The following is a 25,787-nucleotide window of genomic DNA, read 5'->3' on the forward strand; positions in this document are numbered from 1 at the left end:
CGCGTCACCTGGTGACGCGATGCGCGGTGGCGGGAACGGTCAGAGCCACCCGAGGCGCCACAGGCGGTACACGCCCGTGCCGTCGTTGAGGTACTGGCCGCCGCCGACGTCCTTGTCGGTGATCGTGTACTCCTTGCGCTGCCAGAGCGGGATCATCGGGACCTCGTCGGCCGTCAGCCGCTGGAGCTGCTCGAAGGTCCTCACCGCCCGCACGCGGTCGCCGAAGGCCTGGCTCTGGAGGATCAGCTCGTCGACCCGCTTGTCGCTGAAGCCGTTCTTCATGCCGTTGCCGGTGCCGATCAGCACGGCGGAGAAGTTGTCCGGGTCCGGGTAGTCCGCGATCCAGCCGACCGTGTACGCGTCGAACTTGCCCTTCGCGTAGTCCTTCTGGAAGTCGCCCCACTCACGGCCCTCCAGCTTGACCAGGAACAGGCCGCCCTCCTCGAGCTGGTTCTTCAGCTCGTAGGCCTCCTGCTCGCGGGCGCCGGTCCTCGGGAAGCCGAGCTCGATGACGACCGGCGTCTGGATCCCCGCCTCGCGCAGCAACGCGCGGGCCTTGTCCGGGTCGCGGTCGGGGAAGGCGTCGAAGAAGGCGGTGTTGTGGCCGGTGAAGCCCGCCGGGATCAGGGAGTACAGCGGCTCGACGGAGTCCTGCATCACCGTGGCGGCGATCTTCTCGCGGTCGACCAGCCAGGCCATCGCCCGGCGCACCGAGACGTCGGCGAGCGGCGATCCCGACTTGACGTTCAGGACGAGGTTGTTGGTGGTGGACCCGGAGCTCTCCGACACCCGGTACTCCGGGTCGGTGGCCGACAGGCCGGCAAGCGTGTCCGGCGGAAGCTGCCGGGAGGCGACGTCGACCTTGCGGGCCTGCCACGCCTTGTCCAGCGCCTCGGAGTCGTAGAAGTACCGCAGGGTCACCGGGGTGGGCTTCTCCTCGACGGCTCCCCGGTAGTGCGGGTTGGGCTCGAGGACGACCTCCTTGCCCTCCTTGAAGGAGGCGAGCCGGTAGGGGCCGGTGCCGTCGGCCTTGCCGCCGCCGCGGAGCTCGTCCGCCGGGTAGGCCTCGCTGTCGACGATCGCGCCCGCGCCGGTGGCCACCTTGAACGGGAAGGTGGCGTCCGGACTGTTGAGGCGGAACGTCACCTCCATGCCGTCGGCCTTCACGGACTTCAGGGTGGAGAAGAGGGAGGCGGGACCGACGTCAGAGTTGATCTTCAGGACGCGCTCGAAGGAGAACTTGACGTCCTTCGCGGTCATCTCGCGGCCGCTCGGGAACTTCAGTCCGTCCTGCAGCTTGCAGACGAAGACCATCGCGTCGTCACCGTCGAACGAGCATTCCTCCGCGGCGTCCGGCACCGGCGTGGTGCTGCCGGGCTGGTACGTCATCAACGTCTGGTACACGTTGGAGAACACGGCCCAGGAACCGGCGTCGTAGGCGCCCGCCGGGTCGAGCGACGTCACCACGTCGGTGGTGCCGACCACGATCGGGTCGGTGTCGACGGCCTCGTCCGGCATCAACTGCCAGGCGCCGACGCCGACGACCGCGAGAACAAGAACTGTTGCGAGAATCCGCACTCGAATCGAGCGCACAGGTCCCTCCCCAGGGCCCGAAACCTAACCTGCCGCCGATCGTCCGCAGAACCTTCACATCGGCGGCCACACTGAACCACAGGAGTGACCCCGGGGGGAAGGAATTGACCAGAACCAAGGATTCCGTTGTGGTCACGCCTGTGGCGTGTGGGGTCACGCCAGCAGCGAGGCGAGTTCCACCACGGTGACGTCCGACGGGGCTCCGACCCTGGTCGGGGGCCCCCACGCGCCGGCGCCGCGGCTCACGTAGAGCTGCGTGTCGCCGTACTTCTCCAGACCGGCCACCGTCGGGTTCGCGAGCTCCGCCAGGTACGGGCCGGGCCACAACTGTCCGCCGTGGGTGTGCCCGGACAGCTGGAGGTCGACGCCGTACTTCACCGCCTCGTCGATCGTGACGGGCTGGTGGGAGAGGAGCACGACCGGGCGGGAGGGGTCCCGGTCGCCCAGCGCCTTGGCGAAGTCCGGGCCCTGGCCGTGGTCCTCGCCCGCGATGTCGTTGACGCCGGCCAGGTCGAAGTGGGCGAGTTCGGTGCGGATGTTCTCCATCGGGCGCAGCCCGAGGTCGCGGACCTCGTCCACCCACTCCTCGGCGCCGGAGAAGTACTCGTGGTTGCCGGTCACGAAGTACGCGCCGTGCCGGGCGCGCAGACCGGCCAGCGGCGCGGCGGCCGGACCCAGGTCGCGGACGGAGCCGTCGACCAGGTCGCCGACCACGGCGATCAGGTCGGGCTGGGTGGAGTTGACGATGTCCACGACGCGCTGGGCGAAGGAGCGTCCCAGCACGGGGCTGAGGTGGATGTCGCTGACGACGGCTATCCGGAAGCCGTGCGCGGCGCGGGGCAGCCGGGCCAGCGGCACGGTGACCCGCTTGACGCCCGGTCCGTTCAGCACGCCGTAGGTGCCGGCGCCGACGGTGCCGAGACCCGCCACGGCGGCGACCGAGCCGACGGCGCGGGCCACGAAGAGACGGCGGCCGAGGGCCTGCGGGGGCGTACCCGCGTCGGTGGCGTCCAGGGCCCCGGCCTCCCCTGTTCCCTCGGCCGGAGTTCCGTCGGGGTCCTCAGCGTCCTTCGCCGGGGCGGGAACGGGGGCGGATGCCTGGTCGACGGCCACGGACCCGGCGGGGGCCGAAGCGGTGCCGGGGGCGGTGCCCGGAGCGCCGGAGGCGGCAGTCGGGGCGCCGGAGCCGGCGGCCGGTGCGGCAACGGAGGACGCGGCGGCGGGGGCGGCAGGGGCGGCGGCGTCACCCGCGCGGCGGGCGTCGCGGCGGGCCAGCGCGCGGCGCAGCAGGGGCCGCAGCGGCTCGGTGAGGGCCAGGGCCATGGGGACGTAGAGCAGCCCCGCCATCCACAGGTACCCCGGCCAGGAGACCGCGCGGCGCACGGCGAACGGCAGGAACTCGCCGCGGCTGGTCAGCGCGCCGACGAGCAGCAGCGCACCGAGCAGGAACACCGCGGTGCCCAGCCGCCGGCCCAGGCCGCCGGGGGCGGTGGTGTCCCGCACCAGCCGCCGCCACATGTACCAGTGCACCGCCACCAGCGCGGCCAGAACGAGCAGTGCGACGAGCACGAATACGACGACCACGTCCGGTAGTTCCCCTGTCCCGATGTCCAGTTGCGTTCTGTCGCGCGCCCCGTGGCGTCGGCGACTATGAAGTGCGCCGCAATGCGCGGACGGAGCGCAACCCGATGACCCCCACGACCGTCCCCAGTACGAAGGAGACCACCGCGAGCAGCAGGTGGACCCAGAAGTACCCGGTCGGGTCCCCCGCGTCGTCGAACGCGAGACCGCTGCCGTCCTTGTAGAGGTTCTTGACGAAAGTGATCCAGATGACCCAGCTCCACACCCCGAAGGCGAGAAGGAACCAGGAGACGGGTCGGCTGAGCTTCATACGGCCAGTATCGCCGCCGGACGACCGCGACCGTGGCCGGGGGGGCGCTCAGGCGGCGGAGTGCGACGGGAATCACGGCGGGGAACGAAAGCGTCACGGGAGTACGTCCGCCGACGCCTTGGCATGTACGTTCTCGTCCGTGCCCGCTCCCAAGAAGACCGCCAGGCGACCCGCTCTGATCGCTTCCGCCACGCTGCTGTCGCTCGCCCTCGGCCTGGTGCTGCCCCTGACGGCCGGTACGGCCGAGGCGAAGCCGATCCGGCCGGGCTCCAGGACCGGCACCGGGACGACGGACTCCGGCTCCCCCTCCAAGGCGACGGGCACGCCCCGGGCCACCTCCACCCCGGCCGACTCCCTGGACGTCGCGAAGGACGACGCGGACGACTCCTCCCCGGCCTCCTCCGGCACCGGCAAAATCGGGAGCGGCACGACCGGGAAGTCCTCCTCCAAGGTGGGCGGTCTGCGGCTGGGCGCGCCCGGCATCCAGGTCCAGCCCGGGGTGGGCGCCCCGAAGCTGCCCGAGGCCGAACTGTCGGCCAACTCGTGGATCGTCGCCGACGCCGAGAACGGCGAGGTGCTCGCCTCGTACAACGCGCACAAGGAACTGGCCCCGGCGAGCACGCTGAAGATGCTCTTCGCGGACACGCTGCTGGGCCGCTGGCCCGGCACCCAGACCCACACGGTGACGAACGAGGACCTCGCCGGAATCGGCGCCGGCTCCAGCCTGGTCGGCGTCAAGGAGAAGGAGGAGTACACCGTCCGCGACCTGTGGCTCGGCGTGTTCCTGCGGTCGGGCAACGACGCGGTGCACGTGCTGTCCGCGATGAACGGCGGCGTCGACAAGACGGTCGCCGACATGAACGCCCGCGCCGAGGAGCTCCAGGCGCTGGACACCCATGTGGTCAGCCCCGACGGCTACGACGCGAAGGGGCAGGTCTCGTCGGCCTACGACCTCACGCTGATCGCCCGGTCGGGCCTGCAGGATCCGGACTTCCGCGAGTACGCGTCGACGGTGCGGGCGCGGTTCCCCGGAGCGACGACGAAGGGGAAGGGCGGCAAGAAGACCCGCGGCTCCTTCGAGATCCAGAACACCAACCGGCTGCTCACCGGCAGCGGGATCGACCAGTACCCCGGCATCGCCGGCGTCAAGAACGGCAACACCACCAACGCGGGGGCGACCTTCACGGGTGTCGCCGAGCGGGACGGCAAGGTGCTGCTGGTCACCGTCATGAACCCGAAGAAGAAGGAGCTCAACCGGGTCTACAAGGAGACCGCGGCGCTGCTGGACTGGGGCTTCGCGGCGTCGGGGAAGGTGACGCCGGTGGGTGAGCTGGTGCCGCCGGCCTCCCAGGCCGCGGCCTCCGCCTCGGCCGACCCGGGCGCCTCCTCGGCCGCGGTGCCGGCGGGCGACCACGCGGGTGCGGGGAACGCCGCGGCCGCGAAGCAGGGCGAGGCGGGGCCGCTGTGGATCCCGCTGGCCATCGTCGGCGGCGTGCTGGTCCTCCTCGCGGGCGGAGGCTTCCTCCTCCACCGCCGCTGGCCCCTGCCGGGGACCGGGGCGCGGCAGGAGACACCCACCGCGGAGGGCTCGCCGTCCGAGGGGTCGGAGGGTCCCGAGGACGCCGACAAGGCGGCGGACGCCGCGGAGGGGTCGAAGGCGCAGGAGCCGAAGGAGGACGGCGAGGACACGGCTCCGGCCGCGGATTCCGGCAAGGCCGACGCGACGGAGGCCGAGGCGGAGGCGACGGAGGCCGAGGCGGAGGCGACCGGGACCGACGCCGGAACCGGCACCGACACGTCCTCCGCGGCGGCCGGGACCGGGAAGGACGAGCCCGCCGAGGACGACGGCGCCCCCGAGGCCAGGATGCCCCAGCAGGCCACCTCCCCCCGCGCCGCCAAGGACGAGGACCAGCCCGCCTGATCGACGCGGCACGGCGGCCCGGGCAGCGCGTGACCGGCGGCCGGTCAGGCGGAGACGGCGGGGTCCGGGGCGGCGGGCCCCGGGGTGCCGGACGCCCGGGCCTCGCAGGACGACTTCGGGGTGGCGGTCCACGCGGCGCAGTACAGGAGCAGCTTGCAGGTGAAGTTGATCCACAGCAGCAACGCGATCGGCACCCCGAAGGCCCCGTACATGCTCTTCGCCGCGACCCCCTGGATGTAGCCGCTGAGCAGCAGCTTCAGCAGCTCGAAGCCCACCGCCCCGATCAGCGCCGCCTCGACCAGGCGCCGCTTCGACGGGTGCGCCCCCGGCACCATCCGCAGCACGTACGTCAGCAGCAGGAAGTCGGCGAGGACGGCGACGGCGAACGCGGCGATCCACAGCAGGACGCCGCCGACCCCGCCCTCGTCGATCCCCAACGCCCGGGTCAGCCGCCCCACCGTCCCGCTGGCGACGGTGGAGATCGCCAGCGTCGCCAGCACCGCCCCGCCGAGCCCGAACAGCACGCCCAGGTCCTTGGCCTTGGTGAGCAGGATGTTCTCGTCGGGGTCCGGCATCTCCCAGACCGCCCGCAGGCAGCCCCGCATGGAGTCGACCCAGCTCAGACCGGTGAAGAGGAGCAGCGCGCCGGCGATCAGCCCGACCGTGCCCGCGTTGGCGACCAGCTTCTCGACGTCGAGCTGGTCGGAGATGCCGGGGACCTGCTCGGCCACCTTGTCCTGCAGGGTCCGCTGCTGCGCGGTGGAGAGGGTCGCCGCCCCGGCCGCGGCGGCGACGGTGAGCAGCGGGAAGAGGGCGACGAAGCTGGTGAAGGTCATGGCCGCGGCGAGGCGGGTCCACTTGACCTCGTCCAGCCGCTCGAAGGCGCGCCAGGCGTGGGTCCTCATCAGCCGCGCGGCCCAGGGACCGACGACGGGCAGGTTCTTCAGCCAGTCCATCCGACGACCCCGTTCCGGTTACCGTCCCCGACCGCGCCCGCCTCTTCGCGACGGTCGCGGAACACGAGGGTTCTGGTACCCCAGAATCGGACCGCCGTGCCCAGCAGCATGCCCACCCCCGCCCCGGCGATCAGGTCGGCGCGGTGCGAGGTGTACCCCAGGCCGTAGTGGCTGACGGCGAGACAGCTCAGTTGGACGGCGGCCCCCGCCGCGTTGACGGCGGTGAAGACGGCCGCCTGGCGCAGCCGTTCGCCCCGCCCCGGGCGAAGGGCGGCGCAGGCGGCACCGGTTGCCGCGTCCCGCCCCCGGCTCCCGTAGGTGCCCAGCGCGTTGCCCGTGTAGGCGACCGCGCAGCCGGCGAGGAAGGCCAGCCCCTTCGCCGGCAGCGGCGGCACTCCGGCCGGGCCGAGGAGCGCGGTGAAGACGGCGAGGTCCACCAGGTAGGCCGCCAGCCCGGCCGCCGCGAACCCGGCGAGCTCCCGCCGGGTCACCGGGGGCGCCGTCACCAGCCGGTCACCGCCAGGCCGTAGAGCACCGCCCAGACCGCCGCGACGACGGCCAGCGGGCGGTCCCGCAGGACGACGTCCTCCGGTTCGCCGGCCGTGCCGCGGTCGGCGAAGACGGCGTAGCGCAGGACGCCCAGGATGAAGGCGACCATGGACAGCTGCCGCCACGGCAGCAGTCCGGTCTGCGGGACGCCGCCGCCCTCCAGGGCCCACAGGCAGTAGCCGAGGACCGCGCCGCCCGCCGCGAGCTGCCAGACGAAGCGCAGGTAGCCGGTGGTGTACTCGGTGAGCAGCGCGCGGGTGGCCCCGCCCGTGCCCGCCATCTCGACGGCCTCCGAGTAGCGCTTGGCGGCGACCATGAACAGCGCGCCGAACCCGGTGGTGATCAGGAACCAGCGGGAGAGCGGGATGTCCATGGCGATGCCGCCGGTCATGGCCCGCATCAGGAAGCCGGCGGCGACCACCGCGAGGTCGACCACCAGCACCCGCTTGAGCCGCAGGCAGTACGCCAGCTGCATCACGACGTAGGCGGCCAGCACCCCGGCGGTCAGCGGAGGGCACAGCAGCACGGCGGTGAGCGGGGCCAGCACGGCCAGGGCGCCGCCCACCGCGTAGGCGACCGGCACCGGCACCTGTCCCGCGGCGACCGGGCGGCGCCGTTTGACCGGGTGGGCCCGGTCGGCCTCGGCGTCCCGGGCGTCGTTGACCAGGTAGACGGCGGCGGAGCAGGCCGTGAAGAGGACGAGGACCAGCGGCAGCCGGGTCAGCGCCGCGCCGGTGAAGAGCTGCCCGGCGGCGGCGGGCGCGGCCACCACCAGGACGTTCTTCACCCACTGGCGGGGACGTGCGGTACGCACCAGTCCGCCGAGCAGCGCCCCGGGGCGCTGGCGGCGGGGCGGTGCGGGGCGCGGGGTCCTAGCCGGGCGGCCGCGGGGTCCGACCAGACGGGGGCCGGTGGCCGCGACGCGTTCAGTCACGGCCCCTCCCCCGCGGTCCCCGCGGCCCGCGCGCCCCCAGGCCGCCGACGGCCGCGCCCAGCAGGACGCCGGCGGCGACGTCGCTCGGGTAGTGCACGCCGGCCACCACCCGGGACAGGCACATCGCGACGGCCACCGGTGCGGCCACCGCCCCGGCCGCCGGGAGCAGCACCCCGGCGGCCACGGCCGCGGCGGCACTGGAGGCGGCGTGCGAGCTGGGGAAGGAGTGGTTGGCCAGCACCGGCACCCGAGCCTGGACGGCGGTGGGACGGGGGCGGCGCACCAGGCGCTTGACGCCCACGCTGGCGGCCTGGGCGGCGGCGGTGAGCGCGGTGCCGCGCAGCCAGGCGGAGCGGCGGGGCCGGTCCACGGCGGCCGCTGCGAGCCCCGCGGCCAGCCAGAGCGCGCCGTGCTCCCCGGCGGTGGACAGGGCGCGGACGGCGGTGGTGGCGCGCGGGTGGGCGCCCCGGGCGTGCAGGGCGGTCAGCAGCCGGGCGTCGAGCCGCCGGAGCGCGGGCGGCTGCCGCAGGGCCGGCGGGCGGAGGAGGAAGGCGGGCGGGGAGAGGGGCGGGCAGGGGGCGAGGAAGGGGACACCGTGCATACGGCCCACTGTTCACCGGGGCGGCCCCCGAACCCGGCCATTGCCGCACCAACCCCTATCAATCACCCGTTCCGGCGAGAATCGCGCGATATCCGCAGCAGTCGCCGCACAGCGGACGCGCCGCCGCTAGCGTCGCGCCCATGCCGCCCACGCAGCCCTCCCCGCTGGATCCGTCCCCGCCGCCCGCCGCCCGCGCCGTCCCGGTCACCGGATGGGGCCGCACCGCCCCGACCGTCGCGCGGGTGGTCAGGCCGCGCAGCTACGACGAGGCGGTGGCCGCCGTCCGCGGTTGCGGGACGCGCGGCGGCATCCCCCGCGGGCTGGGCCGGGCCTACGGCGACGCGGCGCAGAACGCGGGCGGCGCCGTGCTGGACATGACGGCGCTGGACCGCGTCCACGCCGTGGACGTCGCGGCGGGCGTGGTGCTGTGCGACGCGGGCGTCTCGCTGCACCGGCTGATGCAGGTGCTGCTGCCGCTCGGCTGGTTCGTGCCGGTCACCCCCGGCACCCGGTACGTCACCGTCGGCGGGGCGATCGGGGCCGACATCCACGGCAAGAACCACCACGTCTCCGGCTCGTTCTCCCGCCACGTGCTGTCGATGGAGCTACTCACCGCCGACGGCGTCGTCCGCACGGTGGCGCCCGGCGACCCGCTCTTCGAGGCAACCTGCGGGGGCATGGGCCTGACCGGGGTCGTCCTCACCGCATCGGTCTCGCTCCAGCCGGTGCAGACGTCCTGGATGACGGTGGACACCGAGCGGGCCGGCGACCTCGACGACCTGATGGCCCGCCTCACCGCCACCGACCACCGCTACCGCTACTCGGTGGCCTGGATCGACCTGCTGGCCCGCGGCCGCGCCACCGGCCGCGCCGTCCTCACCCGCGGCGACCACGCGCCACTCGACTCCCTCCCGGACCGCGCCCGGCGCGACCCGCTGGCCTTCCGCCCCTCCCGGCTGCCCGCGGCGCCGTCCTTCCTGCCCGACGGCCTGCTCGGCCGCACCTCGGTGGGCGCCTTCAACGCGTTCTGGTACCGCAAGGCCCCCCGGCGCCGCACCGGCGAGCTCCAGCGCCTGCCGGCCTTCTTCCACCCGCTGGACGGCGTGCCGCACTGGAACCGGATCTACGGGCGGCGCGGGTTCGTGCAGTACCAGTTCGTCGTCGGGTACGGCGAGGAGGAGGCGCTGCGGCGGATCGTGCGCCGGGTCTCCGAGCGGCGCTGCCCGTCCTTCCTGGCCGTGCTCAAGCGGTTCGGCGACGGCGACCCGGGCTGGCTGTCGTTCCCCACCGCGGGCTGGACGCTCGCCCTGGACGTCCCGGCCGGCCTGCCCGGCCTCGACGCCTTCCTGGACGAGCTGGACGAGGAGGTCGCGGCCGCCGGAGGGCGGGTGTACCTCGCCAAGGACTCCCGGCTGCGGCCCGAGCTGCTGCCGGCCATGTACCCGCGCCTCGACGAGTTCCGCGCACTGCGCGCCGAGCTCGACCCGCGCGGGGTGTTCACCTCCGACCTGTCCCGCCGGCTCGGTCTCTGACCGTCTACGTGAAGGAGCTCATGTGAAGGACGCGTTCGGCGCACCCCAGTCGATGCTGGTGCTCGGCGGCGCCTCGGAGATCGGCCTCGCGGTCGCCCGCCGCATGCTCGCCCGCCGCTGCCGCACCGTGTGGCTGGCGGGTCGCCCCTCCCCCGCCCTGGACGCGGCCGCCGCGTCGCTGCGGGCCCTGCGGCCCGGGGCCGAGGCGCGCACCGTGGAGTTCGACGCGCTGGAGACCGGGACGCACGAGGAGACGCTGGGCAAGGTCTTCGCGGAGGGCGACGTCGACCTGGTGCTGCTGGCCTTCGGCGTCCTCGGCGACCAGGCCCGCGACGAGCGGGAGCCGGCCGGCGCGGTGCGGGTCGCGCAGACCAACTACACGGGGGCCGTCTCCGCGGGCCTGGTGGCCGCGTCGGCGCTGCGCGGGCAGGGTCACGGCTCGCTGGTGGTGCTCTCCTCGGTGGCCGCCGAGCGGGCCCGCCGCAGCAACTTCATCTACGGCTCCAGCAAGGCCGGCCTGGACGCCTTCGCGCAGGGGCTGGGCGACTCGCTGTGCGGGACGGGGGTGCACGTGATGGTGGTGCGGCCCGGCTTCGTGCGGACCCGGATGACGGCGGGCCTGCGGGAGGCTCCGCTCGCCACCACCCCGGGGGCGGTCGCGGCGGCCGTGGAGTCGGGGCTGCGGCGCCGGGCCGCGACGGTCTGGGTCCCCGGCACCCTGCGCCCCGCGATGGCCGTCCTGCGCCGGCTCCCCCGCCCCCTCTTCCGCCGCCTCCCCCTCTGACCCGCCGCCGCTCGGGGCCGGGCCGTCGCCGCGCGTCCCGGCACCCCGCGGGCCGCTCCGCACATCCGGAACGCGCCGGTCGCGCTCAGTGCAGGGTGGGGTGTCTCTCCACCGTGGCCTGGGGCGGGACCAGGGCGCCGCCGAAGGGGAAGTCGCGCAGGCGGCGCCACACACCGTCGGCGCCCTGCTCGTAGAGGGCGAAGCCGGTGCAGGGCCACTCCGCCGCGTAGTCGGCCAGCTCCGCGTAGGCGCGGTCCATGGCCTCCTCGTCGATGCCGTGCGCCACCGTCACGTGCGGGTGGTACGGGAACTGGAGTTCCCGGGCCACCGGCCCCGCCTCGTCCCGGATGCGGGCCTGCAGCCCGGCGCACTCGTCCGCGCCGGCCACCACCCGCACGTACACCACCGGCGAGAGCGGACGGAACGTTCCGGTGCCCGCCAGGCGCATCGGGAAGGGCCGCCCGGCGGCCGCCACCTCGGCGAGGTGCGCCTCGATCTTGGGCAGCGCGGAGGCGTCCACCTCGGTCGGCGGGAGCAGGGTGACATGCGTGGGAATGCCGAAGGCAGCGGCGTCGCCGAAGCCCGTGCGCCGCTGCTGGAGCAGGGTGCCGTGCGGCTCCGGGACCGAGATCGACACGCCGATCGTTACGGTCCCCACGTCGTCTCCTGTCGTGTCGTCTTCCGTCACGCCGGGCCGCGCCCGACGGGTGCTGCCCCCGGCCGCGGGCCGGGGTCCGCCGTCCCCATCGACTGTACGGCGGCGCACCGCCGAACCGGGAGGATCGCGCCTGGATCACCGGTGGCGCGAGGGGCGCTCGGGCGCGGGGAGTATCCTGCCCGCCGCCTTCGGCGCGCCGCCCGTGCCGCCCGTGCGTCGGCGGCGGCCGGGTCAGTGCTTGGCCGGGACCAGGCCCATCCGCGCGTAGGTCGTCGCCAGCGTCTCGGCGGCCACCGCGCGCGCCTTCTCCGCGCCCTTGGCGAGGATCTGGTCCAGCGTCTCCGGGTCGTCCAGGTATTCCTGGGTCCGGTCGCGGAACGGCGTCACGAAGTCGACCATGATCTCGGCCAGGTCGGTCTTCAGGGCGCCGTACATCTTGCCCTCGTACTCCGCCTCCAGCTGCGGGACCGTCTTCCCGGTGAGCGTGGAGAGGATGGTCAGGAGGTTGGAGACGCCCGGCTTGTTCGCGCGGTCGAAGCGGATCACGGTCTCCGTGTCGGTGACCGCGCTCTTCACCTTCTTCGCGGTGACCTTCGGGTCGTCCATGAGGTTGATCAGGCCCTTGGGGTTGGCCGTCGACTTGCTCATCTTGGCGGACGGGTCCTGCAGGTCGTAGATCTTCGCCGTCTCCTTGAGGATGTAGGCGCTCGGAACGGTGAAGGTCGGACCGTACGTGGTGTTGAACCGCTCGGCCAGGTCGCGGGTCAGCTCCAGGTGCTGGCGCTGGTCCTCGCCGACCGGGACCTGGTCGGCCTGGTAGAGCAGGATGTCCGCGACCATCAGCATCGGGTACGTGAACAGGCCGACCGTGGTGCGGTCGCTGCCCTGCTTGGCGGACTTGTCCTTGAACTGCGTCATCCGGGAGGCCTCGCCGAAGCCCGTGATGCAGTTCATCACCCAGCCGAGCTGGGCGTGCTCCGGGACGTGGCTCTGCACGAAGAGGGTGCAGTGCTCCGGGTCCAGGCCGGCCGCCAGCAGCTGGGCGACGGACAGCCGGGTGTTCCGGCGGAGCTGCTCCGGGTCCTGCGGCACGGTGATGGCGTGCAGGTCGACGACCATGTAGAAGGCGTCGTGGGTCTTCTGCAGGTCCACCCACTGGCGGACGGCGCCGAGGTAGTTGCCGAGGTGGAACGAGCCGGAGGTCGGCTGGATACCGGAGAGCACGCGAGGACGATCAGAGGCCATGCCTCTCATTCTCTCAGGTGGCCCCCGGATCACGGGAACGGGTCGCACAACCCTTTCCGCGGACGCGGAGGGAAGGCCCGGGGGCGGACGGCCGCCCGCCCCCGGGCCGCGGGCGTCAGCCCAGGTCGATCGTCGGGTACAGCGGGAAGCCGGAGACCAGCTCGGTGGCGCGGCGGGAGACCTCGTCGGAGACCTTCTCGTCCAGCACGTGCTGCGCCTTGGACGGGGCGCCCTTGGCGGTGGTGCCGGGGACGGCCTCGGTGAGCACCCGGTCGATCAGCGCCGCGATCTCGTCCATCTCCGCCGTGCCGAGCCCGCGGGTGGTCAGCGCGGGGGTGCCGATGCGGATGCCGGAGGTGTACCAGGCGCCGTTCGGGTCGGCGGGGATCGCGTTGCGGTTGGTGACGATGCCGGAGTCGAGCAGCGCCTGCTCCGCCTGGCGGCCGGTGAGGCCGTAGGAGGAGGCCACGTCGATCAGGTTGAGGTGGTTGTCCGTGCCGCCGGTGACCAGCGTCGCGCCGCGGCGCATCAGGCCCTCGGCGAGCGCCTTGGCGTTGTCGACGATGCGCTGCGCGTAGTCCTGGAAGGAGGGCTGCCGCGCCTCGGCCAGGGCGACGGCCTTGGCGGCCATCACGTGCGGCAGCGGGCCGCCGAGCACCATCGGGCAGCCGCGGTCGACCTGGTCCTTGAGCGAGTCGTCGCACAGCACCATGCCGCCGCGCGGGCCGCGCAGCGACTTGTGGGTGGTGGTGGTGACGATCTGCGCGTGCGGCACCGGGTCGAAGTCGCCGGTCAGCACCTTGCCGGCCACCAGGCCCGCGAAGTGCGCCATGTCGACCATCAGGGTCGCGCCGACCTCGTCGGCGATCTCCCGCATGATCCGGAAGTTCACCAGGCGGGGGTAGGCGGAGTAGCCGGCGACGATGATCAGCGGCTTGAAGTCGCGGGCGGTGGCACGCAGCGCCTCGTAGTCGACCAGGCCCGTCTCCGGGTCGGTGCCGTAGGAGCGCTGGTCGAACATCTTGCCGGAGATGTTGGGGCGGAAGCCGTGGGTGAGGTGACCGCCGGCGTCCAGCGACATGCCGAGCATCCGCTGGTTGCCGAAGGCGGTGCGCAGCTCGGCCCAGTCGGCGTCGGAGAGCTCGTTGACCTGGCGGACGCCGGCCTTGGCCAGGTGCGGGACCTCGACCCGATCGGCGAGCACCGACCAGAAGGCGACCAGGTTGGCGTCGATGCCGGAGTGCGGCTGGACGTAGGCGTGGCGGGCGCCGAAGAGCTCGCGGGCGTGCTCGGCGGCCAGGGACTCGACGGTGTCGACGTTGCGGCAGCCGGCGTAGAAGCGGCGGCCGACGGTGCCCTCGGCGTACTTGTCGCTGAACCAGTTGCCCATCGCGAGGAGCGTCGCGGGCGAGGCGTAGTTCTCGGAGGCGATCAGCTTGAGCATCTCGCGCTGGTCGGCGAGCTCCTGGCCGATCGCGTCGGCGACGCGGGGCTCGACGGCGCGGACGACGTCCAGGGCGGAGCGGTACGCGGCGGACTCGGGGGAAAGGTCGGGCATGGCGGCCTCCGGCAGGGTGCGGTCACGGTGTGGCCCAGGCGCACGGCACGTGTGGTTCCTCCGGGCCGCTCCCCGATGGTCCGTCCCATCCCAGCGCGCCAGTCACGGCCCTGGGCCAGCCTACCGGGGACCGCCGGGCCCCCCGCCAGTCGGCCCGTCGCGTGAGACGCCCCCGGTCAGGAGCGTGAGACGCCCCGGGTCAGGAGCCCGGCGGGCGCGGGGAGGGTCAGCGGGAGACGGGGGCGAGGGCGGTGCCGGGGACCGGCGCGGGCGCGGTTCCGGGCGCGTCCGGACGGGGCGGCGGGGGCGGCGCCGGGGGCTCGGACGGCGCGGGAGGCGGGGGCTCGGACGGTGCCGGCGGTGCGGGCGGCGCCGAGGGCTCGGGGCGCAGCAGGAGGCCGACCGGGGGGTGGGTCAGCGGGCGGGCCAGCCGCCGGACCGGGGGCGAGCCGAGCACCGCCGACAGGACGACCGCGCACAGCACCAGAGCGGCCACCTCCACCGGCCGGTCCGCCCTCGCGATCCACCCCTTCTCGCGGAACGGGAGGATCACCAACGGGTGCAGCAGGTAGATCGTGAACCCGCCCGCCCCCAGCGTGGAGACGAACGGCAGGCGCCGCCTCGGCATCACCCGCAGCAGGCACAGCACCAGCGCGGCGGCGCAGGCGAGCACCGCCAGCCGGATCAGCCAGGCCCACTCCAGGCTCATCGGGTCGGCCGGCGCGTAGGGGTGCCGCATGGACAGCCACCGGCCCTCGACGTCCCGGTGCCACAGCACGCCGGCGAGGACCGAGGCCAGGACGCCGGCGACCGCCACCGGCAGGGTCCACCGGCGGGCGAACCAGGAGCGCAGGCCGCCCTGGCCGATCCACCAGCCGAGGTGGAAGAGCGGCAGGTAGACCAGGGTCCGGGAGGCCGAGAACTGCATGCCGAAGTCGGGCAGGTAACCGACCGCGAGCGCCACCGCCGTGGTGGTCGCCAGTGGGAAGCGCAGCTGGAGCACCAGGGGGTGCAGCAGCCGCCAGAAGAACAGCGACATCAGGAACCACAGGTTCCACGGCAGTTGGGCGACGTGCACCCGGAACTCGGCGCCCAGTACCCAGCTCTCCAGCGAGAACAGGAGCCCGAAGAGGAGGCCGGGCAGCGCCACGGACCGGATCAGGGCCCGCAGCGGCCTGGCTCCGAGCGGCCCGGCCTTGCTGAACACCCCGGCCAGCAGGACGAACGCGGGCACCCGGAACGCCCAGGCGCCGAGCTGGAAGGCGTGCAGGGCCTCCACCCGGCCCAGCAGGCTGCCCGTGGTGTGCAGCACGACGATCAGGGTGGCCGCGAGGAACCGGGTGTTGTCCCACCACGGATCGCGCGCCGTGACCGTGCCTCGGGGAGCGGTGGCGGCCGGGCCGGAGGTGCCGGGCGCGGACCGGGGTCCGGGGACGGGGACGGGGACGGGAACGGTGGTCATCGGGCTGCGGGCTCCTGGGCTGACCGGGGCGGGTCGTGCGGGCCCGGGCAGACTAGGAGGGCAACCCGACGGGGGCCCGTCCCCGGGATGAACACCAGGTGGCCCGCCGCCGCGAAGTGCCTCTCAGAGGATGACGTGCGGCAGGAACCGCGCGTACGTGTCCGTGACGAGCCCCGCGCTCTCCCGGATGCCGAGGCCCGCGGCCTCGCCCTCGACGACCCAGGCGCCCAGCACCACCCGGTTCCCGTCGAACGACGGCAGCGGCGCCAACTCCTGGTAGCAGCAGGGCTCCTGCGGCTCCGGTGCGGCGTCCCCGGGCTCGTGCAGGGTGACGCCGGCCCCCTCGCGCCCGAGCAGCGGCTTGGCCACGTAGCCGGTGGTGCCGGCCATCTCGCGCGGGCCGTCCACGTAGGCCGGCAGCAGGTTGGGGTGGCCCGGGTACAGCTCCCAGAGCACCGCGAGCAGCGCCTTGTTGCTGAGCAGCATCTTCCACATCGGCTCGATCCACAGCGTGGATCCGGTCCCGCCGCCGAGGTCCAGGGTGTTCATCACGTGCGGGCCGAACCGGTCGGTGGTCAGCCACTCCCACGGGTAGAGCTTGAAGCAGCTGCGGATGAACCGCAGCTTCTTGTCCACGAAGCGGCGGCTGATGCGGTCCCAGCCGATGTCCTCCATGGAGATCCACTCGGTCGGCAGCCCGGCCTGCTCGGCGGTCTCCATCAGGTAGGCGACCGTCATCAGGTCCTCGCCCAGCTCGTCCTCCGCGGTGTGGGCGAAGTACAGCGGGGAGCCGGGCGGCAGCAGGGGAGCCTGGCGGCGCCAGGCCTCCACCAGCCGCTCGTGCAGGGAGTTCCACTGGTCCGCGCCGGGGAAGCGCTCCTCCATCCAGAACCACTGCGGGCCGGCGGCCTCCACCAGCGAGGTGGGGGTGTCGGCGTTGTACTCCAGCATCTTGGCCGGGCCCGAGCCGTCGTACCGCAGGTCGAACCGGCCGTAGACGGACGGGACCTCCTCGCGGCGGTTCCAGGACTCGGCGATCGCGGCGGCCACCCGCCGGTCGGTGACGCCGAGGTCGGCGAATCGGTTCTCCCGGACGATGAAGGCGGCCGCCTCCAGGCACATCGCGTGCAGTTCCTCGACGACCTCCTCGAGCGCCTCGACCTCGGGGAGGGAGAAGGCGTAGTACGCGCTCTCGTCCCAGTAGGGGCGCAGGCTGCCGTCGGGGTGGCGGGTGAGCGGGTAGATCAGCCCCTGGGACTCGACGGTGCGCTGCCAGTCCGGGCGGGGCTCGATGGTGCGGCGTTCCATGTGCGGAGGTCAGCCGCCGCTGCTGCCGTGGCAGCCGAACCCGTTGCGGTCGACGGCCTCGTCGCGGTCGAAGGTGCCGTCCTCGGCCCAGCCGCCGTCGACGTCGGCGTCGTAGTACCAGTCGGCGGACGACGAGTAGGACGAGCACGACGAATCGGCCACGACGCGGTAGCCGTTGGCGAGCTCGTAGCTGTTCGTGTCGACGCAGCGGCGGTCCGGCTCGGACCCGCAGGACGTCAGCGTCGCCGCGACGACGCCCATCCCGCCGAGCACGACGGTGCTGGAGCGCAGCCGCCGGCGCTGCTTCTCTGCCATGGTGTTTCCCCCCGGATCGGTGCGAGCGATGACGGACGCCAAGACACCGGGAGAGCGCGTTCGGTTCCCGCGCAGGCGTGCGGCGTCCCGCCACGCCCGGCAGCCTAGGGAATACCTGCTCGTGAGAGCAATGTCAGCCACATGACAGAAACCGGTCGGATGCCGCGGGGACGCCGTGCACCCGGGACCCGCCCGGGAGGGGACTCGGGTTCGGGCCCGGGATCGGACACAGGATCGGCCCGGGATCGCGAGGGCCCCGCGGGCGCCTCCCTCGCGAGGAGGGGGCGCGCCGCGGGGCCCGTCGGGCGATGGTGTCAGGTTCACCGCCCGTCACCTCCCTACCCCTCGGGGCAGGGTGCGATACCTGCTCAGGCCACCCAGGACTTCCAGACGTCCTTGTTCTCGGCGACCCACTTCTCCGCGGCGTCCTCCGGGCTCATCTTCTTCCCGGCGATCATCGCGGCGACCTCGTTCTGGTCCTCCTCGGTCCACTTCATCCGCTTGAGGAACTCGGCCGCCTTGCCGCCGTCCTTCGCGAAGTCGGCGCTCAGGTACTTCTGCAGCGGGGTCTCGGGGTAGCCGCAGTCGACGGCCTTGGGGTCCTTGTCGCAGCCCTCGGTCCACTCGGGCAGCTTCACCTCGACCATCTTCACGTCCTCGTTGACCCAGTTCGGGGTCCACCAGTAGGTGAGGAACGGCTTCTTCGCCTTGTAGTCCTGCTGGATCTGGGTGATCTGGGCGGCCTCGGAACCGGCGTACACCGTCTTGAGGTCCAGCTTCAGGTTCTTCACCAGCGCGTCGTCGTTGGTGGTGTACGACGGCGAGCCCTCGAGCAGCTGGCCCTTGTCGCCGCTCTCCGCGGTCCGGAAGAGGTGGGCGTACTTGTCGAGGTTCTTCCAGTCGGTGATGTCCGGGTGCTCCTTCGCCAGGTACTCCGGGACGAACCAGCCGATCTTGCCGGTGACGCCCAGGTCGCCGGCGGAGACCACGCTCTTCTTCTGGTCGACGTACTTCTCGAGCTTGTCGGGGGCGCCGCCCCAGTCCTCGAGGACGGCGTCGATCTTGCCGCTGTCGAGGCCGTCGAAGGCGACGGACTCGTCGATCTGCGTCTTCTCGACGCGGACGTCGTACTCCTCCTCCAGGATGTGCGCGGCGACGGCGGCGTTCGCCTCGGCGCCCACCCAGGACGGGACGGCGATGGTGACCTTGTCGCCGGCTCCGCCGGAGGAGGCGGCGGCGCCGGTGTCGGCCGCGCCGCAGGCGCTCAGGGCGGTGGCGGCCAGCGCGGCGGTGGCGGCCACGGCGACGCGGGAGGTGCGGGAGGTGAAGGCGGGGGGCTTCTTCATGGGAGGTCTCTCGTTTCCTTCGGTGCTTCTGCGTGGGGGAGTTCGGGTGGCCTGGGGTTCCGCGTCCCGTACGGGCCCGTCAGGCGCCGGGCCCGTCAGGTGCCGGAGCCGTCAGGTGCCGGGCCCGTACGGTCGCGGGGCCCGTCAGGCCGTGTCGGCGCGGCGCTGGGTGGCGCGGTCGAGGGTGACGCCGAGCAGGACGATGGCGACGCCGGCCGCGAGGCCGGTGCCCAGTTCGCTCTTCTGGAGGCCGAAGACCACGTCGTAGCCGAGCGCGCCGGAGCCGACGAAACCGCCGACGATGACCATCGCGAGGACCAGCACCACGCCCTGGTTGAGGGCGAGCATCAGGGCCGGGCGGGCCAGCGGCAACTGCACCTGCCGGATCTGCTGCAGCGTGCTCGCGCCCAGCGAGCGGGAGGCCTCGAGGGTTCCGGAGTCGACCTGCCGGATGCCCTGCACGGTGATCCGCACGACGGCGGGCAGCGCGTACAGCACGGCCGCGGCGACGGCGGCGGCCCGGCCCACGTTGAACAGGGCGACCACCGGGATCAGGTAGATGAACTGCGGGAGCGTCTGAAGGACGTCGAGCACCGGCCGCAGCGTGCGGTCCACCCAGTCGACCCGGGCGGCCAGGACGCCGATCGCGAAGCCCAGCACCAGGGTGAGGACCACACCGGCGAGGGCCTGGGAGAGCGTGTCGAGGGACTTGTCCCACACGCCGATGACGCCGATCAGGGCGAGCGAGGCGGCGGCGGTGCACATCGCCTTCCAGCCGCCGGCCAGCAGGCCGAGGACGGCGGCGAGCAGCACCAGCGACCACCACGGCATGGCCTGGAGGCCGTCCCGCAGCGGGGAGAGCACGCCGGTGGTGAAGCCGTCGGCCCACACCCGGGTGCCGCCGACCACCGGGACGCCGGTGGCGAGGTGGGCGGTGAACCACTGGACCGCCTCGTTGACCGGGCGGGCGATCTCCACCACCCAGAGCTCCGGCCACTCCTCGACGAGGAACTTCCGGCCCAGCGGCACGATCACGGCGAAGGCCGCGGTCACCAGGGCCCAGGCGCGCCAGCCGTGCAGCAGGCGGCGCGCGCCGGTCGCCTCGTGGTCGGCGCCCTCGGCGACCCGCTGCCCGGCGACCGCGGTGGTGCGGTCCAGCCAGACGGCGAGCAGCACGATCGGGATGCCGGCCGCCAGGGCGTTGCCGACGTCCACGGTGGACAGCGCGCTGAAGACCTCCTCGCCGAGGCCGCCGGCCCCGACGACCGAGGCGATGGTGACCATGGACAGCGCCATCATGATCGTCTGGTTGAGGCCGAGCAGGATCTCCTTGCGGGCCAGCGGCAGCCGGGCGGTGACCAGCCGCTGCACCGGGCCCGCTCCCAGCGAGCGGACGGCCTCCAGCACGCCCTGGTCCGCGCCGCGCAGACCGAGCGAGGTGAGGCGGGCCATCGGCGGGACGGCGTAGATCACGGTGGCGATCAGCGCGGCGGGCACGCCGATCTGGAAGAGCAGCACCAGCGGCAGCAGGTAGGCGAACGCCGGCATGATCTGCATGGTGTCCAGCACCGGCCGCAGGACGCGGTCGAAGCGGTCGGAGAGTCCGGCGGCCAGGCCCAGGACGAGGCCGGCCACCACGGAGACGCTCACCGCGACCGCCATGAGCGCCAGCGTCTCCATGGTGGCTTCCCACATGTCGAGGACGCCGCAGACGGCGAAGGCGGCGAGTGCCGCGGACGCGGTGCGCAGTCCGCGCAGACCGGCCCCGCCGATCCGCCAGGCCAGCAGGACGGCGGCGGTGATGACGCCCAGCCAGCCGAGCTGGAGCAGGAAGCCGGTGACGGCGTCGACCGAGATCTCCGCCCAGTTGCTCAGGTGGAGCAGGAAGTAGAGGAAGACCGGGTTGGTCTCGCGGTGGTCGACCACCCAGTTGTAGGCGTCGTCCAGCGGCGTCTTCACGTCGACGGCCAGCTGCTGCGGCCAGCCGCCGCTGCCCCACAGGGTGGCGGCCACGGGGACGAGCACGAGCGCGGCGGCCAGCAGCGGGAGCAGGCGGCGCAGGGCGGGCCGTGCGGCGAGCGCGGTGCGCAGTCGGCCCGGGGCGGCGGGAGTCCGGGCCTCGCCGTGCGGGGTGCGGGCGGGCGGCGACGCGGAGTCGGTCCCCCGCCAGGTGGTGGCGCGGGCGCCGCCGGTGGTGCCGCGCCTCTCGGTGCGGGCGGATTCGGTGGCGGTGCTCATGCGCGTCGCCCCCTTTCGCCGCAGGCCGCGTCCCGCGTCCGGGTCACCGGCCCTCGGCCGGCCGTCCGGCCCGCGACCGGCGCGGCCCGCCCGGCGCCCCGGGCGGTGACCCGGGCCGCAGCAGGCGCGGCGGCGCGGGCGTGAGCGGCGGGGAGGTCGTCGATCCGGAGGAACGCGGTGGCTGCCTCGGCGCCAGGCGCGTCGCAGGCCCGTGGGGACACGGCGGCGGGCGCGGGGACGGCCCGCGGGGGCGTGGTGGACAGGGACGTGGGGGTCGGGGCGGGGCGGCGCATCAGGCGGCCACCTCCTCACGGCCGGCGCCCAGGCCGGCGATCACCCGGAGCAGCCCGTCCTGGTCGACGACGCCGAGGCAGCGGCCGTTCTCCACGACCCGGGCGGGCGCTCCGGTGCGGGCGACGGCCTCGATGGCCTCGGAGACGGTGGCGGTCGGCGCGACCACCGGTCCGGTGGCGTCCTCCGCCGCGGCGACCGGGCGCATGGCGCGCCGCACGGTCATCACGTGCTCGCGCGGCACGTCGCGGACGAAGTCGCGGACGTAGTCGTCGGCCGGGGAGCCGACGATCTCCTCGGGCGTGCCGATCTGCACGACCTCGCCGTCGCGCATCAGCGCGATGCGGTCGCCGATCCGCAGGGCCTCACCGAGGTCGTGGGTGATGAAGACCATCGTGCGGCCCTCCTCGCGGTGCAGCCGGATGACCTCCTCCTGCATGTCACGGCGGATCAGCGGGTCGAGGGCGCTGAACGGCTCGTCGAAGAGCAGCACCTCGGGGTCCACGGCGAGCGCGCGGGCCAGGCCGACGCGCTGCTGCTGGCCGCCGGAGAGCTGCCCGGGGCGGCGGTTCTCCAGCCCTTCCAGGCCGACCTTGGCGACCACCTCGAGCGCCCGGGCCCGGCGTTCGGCGCGGCCCACGCCCTGGATCTCCAGGCCGTAGGCGACGTTGTCCAGCACGGTGCGGTGCGGCAGCAGGCCGAAGTGCTGGAAGACCATGGAGGCGCGGCGTCGGCGCAGTTCGCGCAGCTTGTCCTTGTCCATGGCGAGCAGGTCGTCGCCGTCGAACTCCAGGGCGCCGGAGGTCGGTTCGATCAGCCGGGTGAGGCAGCGCACCAGGGTGGACTTGCCGGAGCCGGACAGGCCCATCACGACGAAGACCTCGCCCTGGTGGACGTCGAAGGAGACGTCGCGGACGGCGGCGGTACAGCCGGTGCGCTCGCGCAGCTCGGTCTGCGAGAGCGCGGTCAGCTCCTGGTCGCCCGGCACGCGCTCGGCCTTCGGGCCGAACACCTTCCACAGGTTGCGGACCGAGAAGACCGGCGCGGCGGTCGTGGACCGGTCGTTGCTCATGCTGGTGGACTCCGTCCGCCCTGTGGGCTCCGTGGGCTCCGTGCGTCCGGCGCCGTGCGTGGGTTCCGTGCGGTGGGGGTGCTCCGTGCGGTTCATGCGCTCCGTGTTCGTCAGGTCGTTCGCCGGGTCGCTCGTCGGGTCGTTCGCCGGGTCGTTCATCGGGTTCCGCCTCCGACCAGTTCGGCGGCCTTCTCGCCGACCATGAGGACGCCGATCATGGGGTTGACGGCGGTCATGGTCGGGAAGACCGAGGCGTCGGCGACGCGCAGGCCACGCAGGCCGCGCACCCGCAGCTCGGGGTCGACGACGGCCATGGGGTCGTCGGCGGCGCCCATCCGGCAGGTGCCGGCCGGGTGGTAGACGGTGTGGGCGACCTTGCGGGCGTACTCGCTCAGGTCCTCGTCGGAGGTGACCTCCGGGCCCGGGCAGACCTCGCGCTTCAGCCAGCCGGCCAGCGGCTCGGTCCGCGCGATCTCGCGGGCCAGCTTGATGCCGTCGACCAGGGTGCGGGCGTCGTAGTCGTCCTCGTCGGTGAAGTACCGGAAGTCCAGGGCCGGTTTGACCTCGGGGTCGGCGCTGGTCAGGTAGAGGCGGCCGCGGCTGCGCGGCTTGGGGATGTTGGGCGTCATCGACACGCCGTGCTCGGGCCGGCGGTAGCCCAGCCGCTCGGGGTTGTCGGTGAACGGCACCTGGTAGAAGTGGAACATCAGGTCCGGGCCCGCGTGCTCGGGATCGCGGCGGACGAACAGCCCGGCGTCGGAGTCCATCGCGGAGTTCTCCGGGATCGGCCCGTCGGTCTCCCACACGATCACCGACTCGGGGTGGTCGAGGAGGTTCTCCCCCACGCCCGGCAGGTCCCGCACGACCGGGATGCCCAGCGCCTCCAGGTCCTCGCGCGGGCCGATGCCGGAGTGCATCAGCAGCCGCGGCGTGTCGACCGCGCCGGCGCACAGCACGACCTCACGGCGCGCCCGCACCAGGTGTTCCTCGCCGTCCTCGGTGCGCACGTGGACGCCGTCGGCGCGGTCGCCCTCCAGGTGGAGCCGGTAGGCCCAGGTCTCCAGCCACAGGTGCAGGTTGGCCCGCTCGTCCATGACCGGGTGGAGGTAGGCGACCGAGGCGGAGGAGCGCTTGTTGTCCTCCGGGTGGTAGGCCAGGTCGAAGAAGCCGACGCCGTCCGCGAACGGCTTCCGGTTGAAGCCCTCCACGCGCGGAACGCCGGTCGCCTTCTGCGCGGCGTCCACGAAGTCGCGGGCGATGGCGTTCCGGTCCTTCTCGTCGACCGGGACGATGTTGTTCTCCAGGCGGGCGAAGTAGGCCTCCATGGCCACCGCGTTCCACCCCCTGGCGCCGGCCTGCTCCCACTCGTCCCAGTCGGAGGGCAGCGGCTTGAAGGAGATCAGCGTGTTGTGCGAGGAGCAGCCGCCGAGCACCTTGGCGCGGCTGTGCCGGATGTGGGAGTTGCCGCGGGGCTGCTCGACGGTCGGGTAGTCGTAGTCGAGGTCGCCGCCGAGCAGGCCCATCCAGCGGCGCAGCGTCAGCACGTCCTCACGGTCGCGGTCGCTGGGCCCGCCCTCGATGACGGCGACGGTGACGTCGGGGTTCTCGGTGAGCCGGGCGGCGATCACCGAACCGGCGGTGCCGCCGCCGACCACCACGTAGTCGTACTCGGTGGGGCGCGGTGCGGCGGGATCGTGCGGGGTGGTGCGGGAGGTGGTCATGGGGAGGAGGTCCTCCTGAAACTCGGGTGAACGAAGCCGGGCACGCCGACGCGAGGTGTGTCGGCCCCGGGGGGGGTGACGGGGGAAGGGGAGCGGTCAGCCCGCGAACCAGCGGACCGGGCGGGGCGCCAGGTTCTGGTAGACGTGCTTGGTCTCGCGGTACTCGGCGAGGCCCGCGGTGCCCAGTTCGCGGCCGACGCCGCTCCTGCCGAAGCCGCCCCACTCCGCCTGCGGCAGGTAGGGGTGGAAGTCGTTGATCCAGACGGTGCCGTGGCGCAGCCGCCCGGCGACCCGCCGGGCGCGGCCCGCGTGGGCGGTCCAGACGGCGCCGGCCAGCCCGTACTCGGTGTCGTTGGCGAGCGCGACGGCCTCGTCCTCGGTGCGGAAGGTCTCCACGGTGAGGACCGGGCCGAAGACCTCCTCGCGGACCACGCGCATCGAGCGGTGGCAGTCGTCGAGGACGGTCGGGAGGTAGTAGTAGCCGCCCTCCGGGCGCTCCTCGGAGGGCTCGGGGCGCCGGCCGCCCGCACGCAGCACGGCGCCCTCGGCGAGCGCGGAGGCCACGTACTCCTCGGTCCTCGCGCGCTGCTGCTCGGAGACCATGGGGCCCGTCTCGACGCCCTCCGCGGTGCCGCGTCCGACCCTGATCCGTCCGGCGCGGGCGGCCAGTTCGGCGACGAAGCGCTCCTTGACCGACTCCTCGACGATCAGCCGGCCGCCGGCCGAGCAGACCTGGCCGCTGTGGATGAACGCGGCGTTGAGGGCCTGGTCGACGGCTGTGTCGAAGCCCTCCTCGGTGGCGCAGGCGTCGGCGAAGACCACGTTCGGGTTCTTGCCGCCGAGTTCCAGCGCGACCTTTTTGGCGGTCTCCGCGGCGGCCCGCGCCACCTTGGTCCCGCTGACCGTTCCGCCGGTGAAGGAGACCAGGGCGACGTCCGGGTGCTCGGAGAGCCGGGCGCCCACGGTGTGGCCGGGGCCGGTGACGATGTTGGCGACCCCGGCGGGCAGTCCGGCCTCGGTGAGCAGACGGATCAGCGCGACGGTGGAGAGCGGGGTGATCTCGCTGGGCTTGACCACGAAGGTGTTGCCCGCCGCCAGGGCGGGGGCGATCTTCCAGGAGGCCTGGAGCAGCGGGTAGTTCCACGGCGTGATCAGCGCGCAGACGCCGACCGGCTCGTGCACGACCACGCTGTGGATCTCGTCGCTGCCCGCGTCGACCACCCGGCCGGGGGCCTCGGCGGCGACCAGGTCCGCGAACCAGCGGAACGCGTCGGCCACGCAGTCGATGTCGACGCGGCCTTCCTCGAGCGTCTTGCCCGCGTCCCGGGCCTCGAGCCGGCCGAGTTCCTCGCGGTCGCGCCGCAGCAGGTCCGCGGTGCGCCGGAGCACGTCGGCGCGCTCACGTGCCGGAGTGCGCGGCCAGGCGCCCTGTCCGCCGTCGAACGCGCGGCGCGCGGCCTCCACCGCGACGTCCACGTCCTTCTCGTCGCCCTCGGCGACCTGGGCGAAGGGCTCGCCGTCCGCCGGGTCGAGGACTTCCCGGGTCGCCCCTGTGACCGCGTCCCGCCATTCTCCCCCCGCGTGAATGGTGCGACGCTCCTGGTCCCGACCTTCGATTCTGCCGTCCATGGTGCGTTGTTGCCTTCCGTTGCTATGTCATGCCGCCGAGTCACCACCGTGTGACTCCTGGAGACCGGCTGCGCCTGCCCGGGCGGCGGGGGCGCATGCGAAACGGCCGGGGAAAGTGGAATGAGTCACCGGATCCGGTGGGCATTCCGGGCATACCCGAGGCGTTTCTTAGGTGAGCATGAC

20 protein-coding genes, 1 pseudogene and 1 riboswitch are annotated in these 25,787 nt (G+C 73.5%); of the genes and pseudogenes, 3 read left to right on the forward strand and 18 right to left on the reverse strand.

The features are described from left to right. Nucleotides 1–39: 39 nt before the first annotated feature. The 3 genes from ACFRAV_RS26885 to ACFRAV_RS26895 all read right to left on the reverse strand — a co-directional run bounded on the left by ACFRAV_RS26885 (nucleotide 40) and on the right by ACFRAV_RS26895 (nucleotide 3,484). Nucleotides 40–1,593 carry an ABC transporter substrate-binding protein gene (locus tag ACFRAV_RS26885; RefSeq protein WP_382558976.1) on the reverse strand — a complete coding sequence of 518 codons (1,554 nt, stop codon included), beginning with the start codon at nucleotides 1,591–1,593 and terminating at the stop codon, nucleotides 40–42. Nucleotides 1,594–1,746: 153 nt separating this feature from the next. Continuing rightward, a complete protein-coding gene (locus tag ACFRAV_RS26890; protein WP_382558978.1) occupies nucleotides 1,747–3,177 on the reverse strand; it encodes a metallophosphoesterase in 1,431 nt (476 codons plus the stop codon). A 64-nt stretch (nucleotides 3,178–3,241) separates the two neighbouring features. Continuing rightward, entirely contained in the window at nucleotides 3,242–3,484 is a 243-nt protein-coding gene (locus tag ACFRAV_RS26895; RefSeq protein ID WP_382558980.1) for an SCO4848 family membrane protein, read from the reverse strand. Between the two features lie 139 nt (nucleotides 3,485–3,623). On the opposite strand from ACFRAV_RS26895, the pseudogene ACFRAV_RS26900 reads away from it, so the two are divergent. Then, nucleotides 3,624–5,060 (forward strand): annotated as a pseudogene (locus tag ACFRAV_RS26900) (D-alanyl-D-alanine carboxypeptidase family protein); the annotation flags it as partial. A gap of 389 nt (nucleotides 5,061–5,449) precedes the next feature. Here the strand turns inward: ACFRAV_RS26900 and ACFRAV_RS26905 are convergent. From ACFRAV_RS26905 to ACFRAV_RS26920, 4 genes are read right to left on the reverse strand one after another with little or no spacing between them, the layout of a single operon-like run. Next, nucleotides 5,450–6,361, reverse strand: a complete 912-nt coding sequence (locus ACFRAV_RS26905) for a YihY/virulence factor BrkB family protein (protein WP_382558982.1) — start codon at nucleotides 6,359–6,361, stop codon at nucleotides 5,450–5,452. Beyond that, a complete protein-coding gene (locus ACFRAV_RS26910; RefSeq protein ID WP_382558984.1) occupies nucleotides 6,349–6,867 on the reverse strand; it encodes a GtrA family protein in 519 nt (172 codons plus the stop codon). Before ACFRAV_RS26910 ends, ACFRAV_RS26905 begins: the two co-directional genes overlap by 13 nt. Next, a complete protein-coding gene (locus tag ACFRAV_RS26915; protein WP_382559022.1) occupies nucleotides 6,864–7,811 on the reverse strand; it encodes a decaprenyl-phosphate phosphoribosyltransferase in 948 nt (315 codons plus the stop codon). Before ACFRAV_RS26915 ends, ACFRAV_RS26910 begins: the two co-directional genes overlap by 4 nt. A 25-nt stretch (nucleotides 7,812–7,836) precedes the next feature. Next, complete coding sequence (locus ACFRAV_RS26920; protein ID WP_382558986.1) at nucleotides 7,837–8,445, reverse strand: phosphatase PAP2 family protein; 609 nt, start codon at nucleotides 8,443–8,445, stop codon at nucleotides 7,837–7,839. Between the two features lie 140 nt (nucleotides 8,446–8,585). Here ACFRAV_RS26920 and ACFRAV_RS26925 point away from each other — a divergent pair, with 140 nt between their 5' ends. Both ACFRAV_RS26925 and ACFRAV_RS26930 read left to right on the forward strand, forming a co-directional pair. Then, nucleotides 8,586–9,977, forward strand: a complete 1,392-nt coding sequence (locus ACFRAV_RS26925; RefSeq protein WP_382558989.1) for an FAD-binding protein — start codon at nucleotides 8,586–8,588, stop codon at nucleotides 9,975–9,977. Between the two features lie 22 nt (nucleotides 9,978–9,999). Next, nucleotides 10,000–10,761, forward strand: coding sequence for a decaprenylphospho-beta-D-erythro-pentofuranosid-2-ulose 2-reductase (locus ACFRAV_RS26930; RefSeq protein ID WP_382558991.1), 762 nt, complete (start codon nucleotides 10,000–10,002; stop codon nucleotides 10,759–10,761). An 85-nt stretch (nucleotides 10,762–10,846) separates the two neighbouring features. Here the strand turns inward: ACFRAV_RS26930 and ACFRAV_RS26935 are convergent, their stop codons facing one another. The 11 genes from ACFRAV_RS26935 to ACFRAV_RS26985 all read right to left on the reverse strand — a co-directional run bounded on the left by ACFRAV_RS26935 (nucleotide 10,847) and on the right by ACFRAV_RS26985 (nucleotide 25,604). Next, nucleotides 10,847–11,419, reverse strand: a complete 573-nt coding sequence (locus tag ACFRAV_RS26935) for a 2'-5' RNA ligase family protein (protein WP_351110488.1) — start codon at nucleotides 11,417–11,419, stop codon at nucleotides 10,847–10,849. Nucleotides 11,420–11,650: 231 nt separating this feature from the next. Next, entirely contained in the window at nucleotides 11,651–12,664 is a 1,014-nt protein-coding gene (gene trpS / locus ACFRAV_RS26940; RefSeq protein ID WP_382558993.1) for a tryptophan--tRNA ligase, read from the reverse strand. 115 nt (nucleotides 12,665–12,779) lie between these two features. Further along, a complete protein-coding gene (locus ACFRAV_RS26945) occupies nucleotides 12,780–14,222 on the reverse strand; it encodes a glycine hydroxymethyltransferase (RefSeq protein WP_351110491.1) in 1,443 nt (480 codons plus the stop codon). Nucleotides 14,223–14,247: 25 nt separating this feature from the next. Then, a riboswitch (ZMP/ZTP riboswitch) is annotated at nucleotides 14,248–14,338 on the reverse strand. A gap of 110 nt (nucleotides 14,339–14,448) precedes the next feature. Further along, a complete protein-coding gene (locus tag ACFRAV_RS26950; RefSeq protein ID WP_382558996.1) occupies nucleotides 14,449–15,684 on the reverse strand; it encodes an acyltransferase family protein in 1,236 nt (411 codons plus the stop codon). Between the two features lie 123 nt (nucleotides 15,685–15,807). Beyond that, complete coding sequence (locus ACFRAV_RS26955) at nucleotides 15,808–16,992, reverse strand: glutathionylspermidine synthase family protein (RefSeq protein WP_382558998.1); 1,185 nt, start codon at nucleotides 16,990–16,992, stop codon at nucleotides 15,808–15,810. Between the two features lie 9 nt (nucleotides 16,993–17,001). Further along, entirely contained in the window at nucleotides 17,002–17,307 is a 306-nt protein-coding gene (locus tag ACFRAV_RS26960) for a hypothetical protein (RefSeq protein WP_382559000.1), read from the reverse strand. Between the two features lie 368 nt (nucleotides 17,308–17,675). Further along, on the reverse strand, nucleotides 17,676–18,653 hold the full coding sequence (locus ACFRAV_RS26965) for an ABC transporter substrate-binding protein (protein WP_351110499.1): 978 nt from the start codon (nucleotides 18,651–18,653) through the stop codon (nucleotides 17,676–17,678). A gap of 144 nt (nucleotides 18,654–18,797) precedes the next feature. Further along, complete coding sequence (locus tag ACFRAV_RS26970) at nucleotides 18,798–20,891, reverse strand: ABC transporter permease (protein ID WP_382559002.1); 2,094 nt, start codon at nucleotides 20,889–20,891, stop codon at nucleotides 18,798–18,800. Nucleotides 20,892–21,183: 292 nt separating this feature from the next. Next, nucleotides 21,184–22,254 carry a glycine betaine/L-proline ABC transporter ATP-binding protein gene (locus tag ACFRAV_RS26975; RefSeq protein ID WP_382559004.1) on the reverse strand — a complete coding sequence of 357 codons (1,071 nt, stop codon included), beginning with the start codon at nucleotides 22,252–22,254 and terminating at the stop codon, nucleotides 21,184–21,186. 155 nt (nucleotides 22,255–22,409) lie between these two features. Beyond that, a complete protein-coding gene (locus tag ACFRAV_RS26980) occupies nucleotides 22,410–23,975 on the reverse strand; it encodes a GMC family oxidoreductase (protein ID WP_382559006.1) in 1,566 nt (521 codons plus the stop codon). 96 nt (nucleotides 23,976–24,071) lie between these two features. Next, nucleotides 24,072–25,604: an aldehyde dehydrogenase family protein gene (locus ACFRAV_RS26985; protein ID WP_382559008.1), complete on the reverse strand. Its 1,533-nt coding sequence runs from the start codon at nucleotides 25,602–25,604 to the stop codon at nucleotides 24,072–24,074. Nucleotides 25,605–25,787: the final 183 nt, after the last annotated feature.

The organism is Streptomyces sp. NPDC056600, from assembly GCF_042792855.1.
Taxonomy (GTDB): domain Bacteria; phylum Actinomycetota; class Actinomycetes; order Streptomycetales; family Streptomycetaceae; genus Streptomyces.

What these genes read in the sequence shown, in the direction of transcription:
- ACFRAV_RS26975 (WP_382559004.1), bottom strand. Translation starts at nt 22,254, where the DNA reads ATGAGCAACGACCGGTCCACGACCGCCGCGCCGGTCTTCTCGGTCCGC.
- ACFRAV_RS26945 (WP_351110491.1), bottom strand. Translation starts at nt 14,222, where the DNA reads ATGCCCGACCTTTCCCCCGAGTCCGCCGCGTACCGCTCCGCCCTGGAC.
- ACFRAV_RS26960 (WP_382559000.1), bottom strand. Translation starts at nt 17,307, where the DNA reads ATGGCAGAGAAGCAGCGCCGGCGGCTGCGCTCCAGCACCGTCGTGCTC.
- ACFRAV_RS26925 (WP_382558989.1), top strand. Translation starts at nt 8,586, where the DNA reads ATGCCGCCCACGCAGCCCTCCCCGCTGGATCCGTCCCCGCCGCCCGCC.
- ACFRAV_RS26895 (WP_382558980.1), bottom strand. Translation starts at nt 3,484, where the DNA reads ATGAAGCTCAGCCGACCCGTCTCCTGGTTCCTTCTCGCCTTCGGGGTG.
- ACFRAV_RS26955 (WP_382558998.1), bottom strand. Translation starts at nt 16,992, where the DNA reads ATGGAACGCCGCACCATCGAGCCCCGCCCGGACTGGCAGCGCACCGTC.
- ACFRAV_RS26985 (WP_382559008.1), bottom strand. Translation starts at nt 25,604, where the DNA reads ATGGACGGCAGAATCGAAGGTCGGGACCAGGAGCGTCGCACCATTCAC.
- ACFRAV_RS26980 (WP_382559006.1), bottom strand. Translation starts at nt 23,975, where the DNA reads ATGACCACCTCCCGCACCACCCCGCACGATCCCGCCGCACCGCGCCCC.
- ACFRAV_RS26950 (WP_382558996.1), bottom strand. Translation starts at nt 15,684, where the DNA reads ATGACCACCGTTCCCGTCCCCGTCCCCGTCCCCGGACCCCGGTCCGCG.
- ACFRAV_RS26965 (WP_351110499.1), bottom strand. Translation starts at nt 18,653, where the DNA reads ATGAAGAAGCCCCCCGCCTTCACCTCCCGCACCTCCCGCGTCGCCGTG.
- ACFRAV_RS26905 (WP_382558982.1), bottom strand. Translation starts at nt 6,361, where the DNA reads ATGGACTGGCTGAAGAACCTGCCCGTCGTCGGTCCCTGGGCCGCGCGG.
- ACFRAV_RS26970 (WP_382559002.1), bottom strand. Translation starts at nt 20,891, where the DNA reads ATGAGCACCGCCACCGAATCCGCCCGCACCGAGAGGCGCGGCACCACC.
- ACFRAV_RS26920 (WP_382558986.1), bottom strand. Translation starts at nt 8,445, where the DNA reads ATGCACGGTGTCCCCTTCCTCGCCCCCTGCCCGCCCCTCTCCCCGCCC.
- trpS (WP_382558993.1), bottom strand. Translation starts at nt 12,664, where the DNA reads ATGGCCTCTGATCGTCCTCGCGTGCTCTCCGGTATCCAGCCGACCTCC.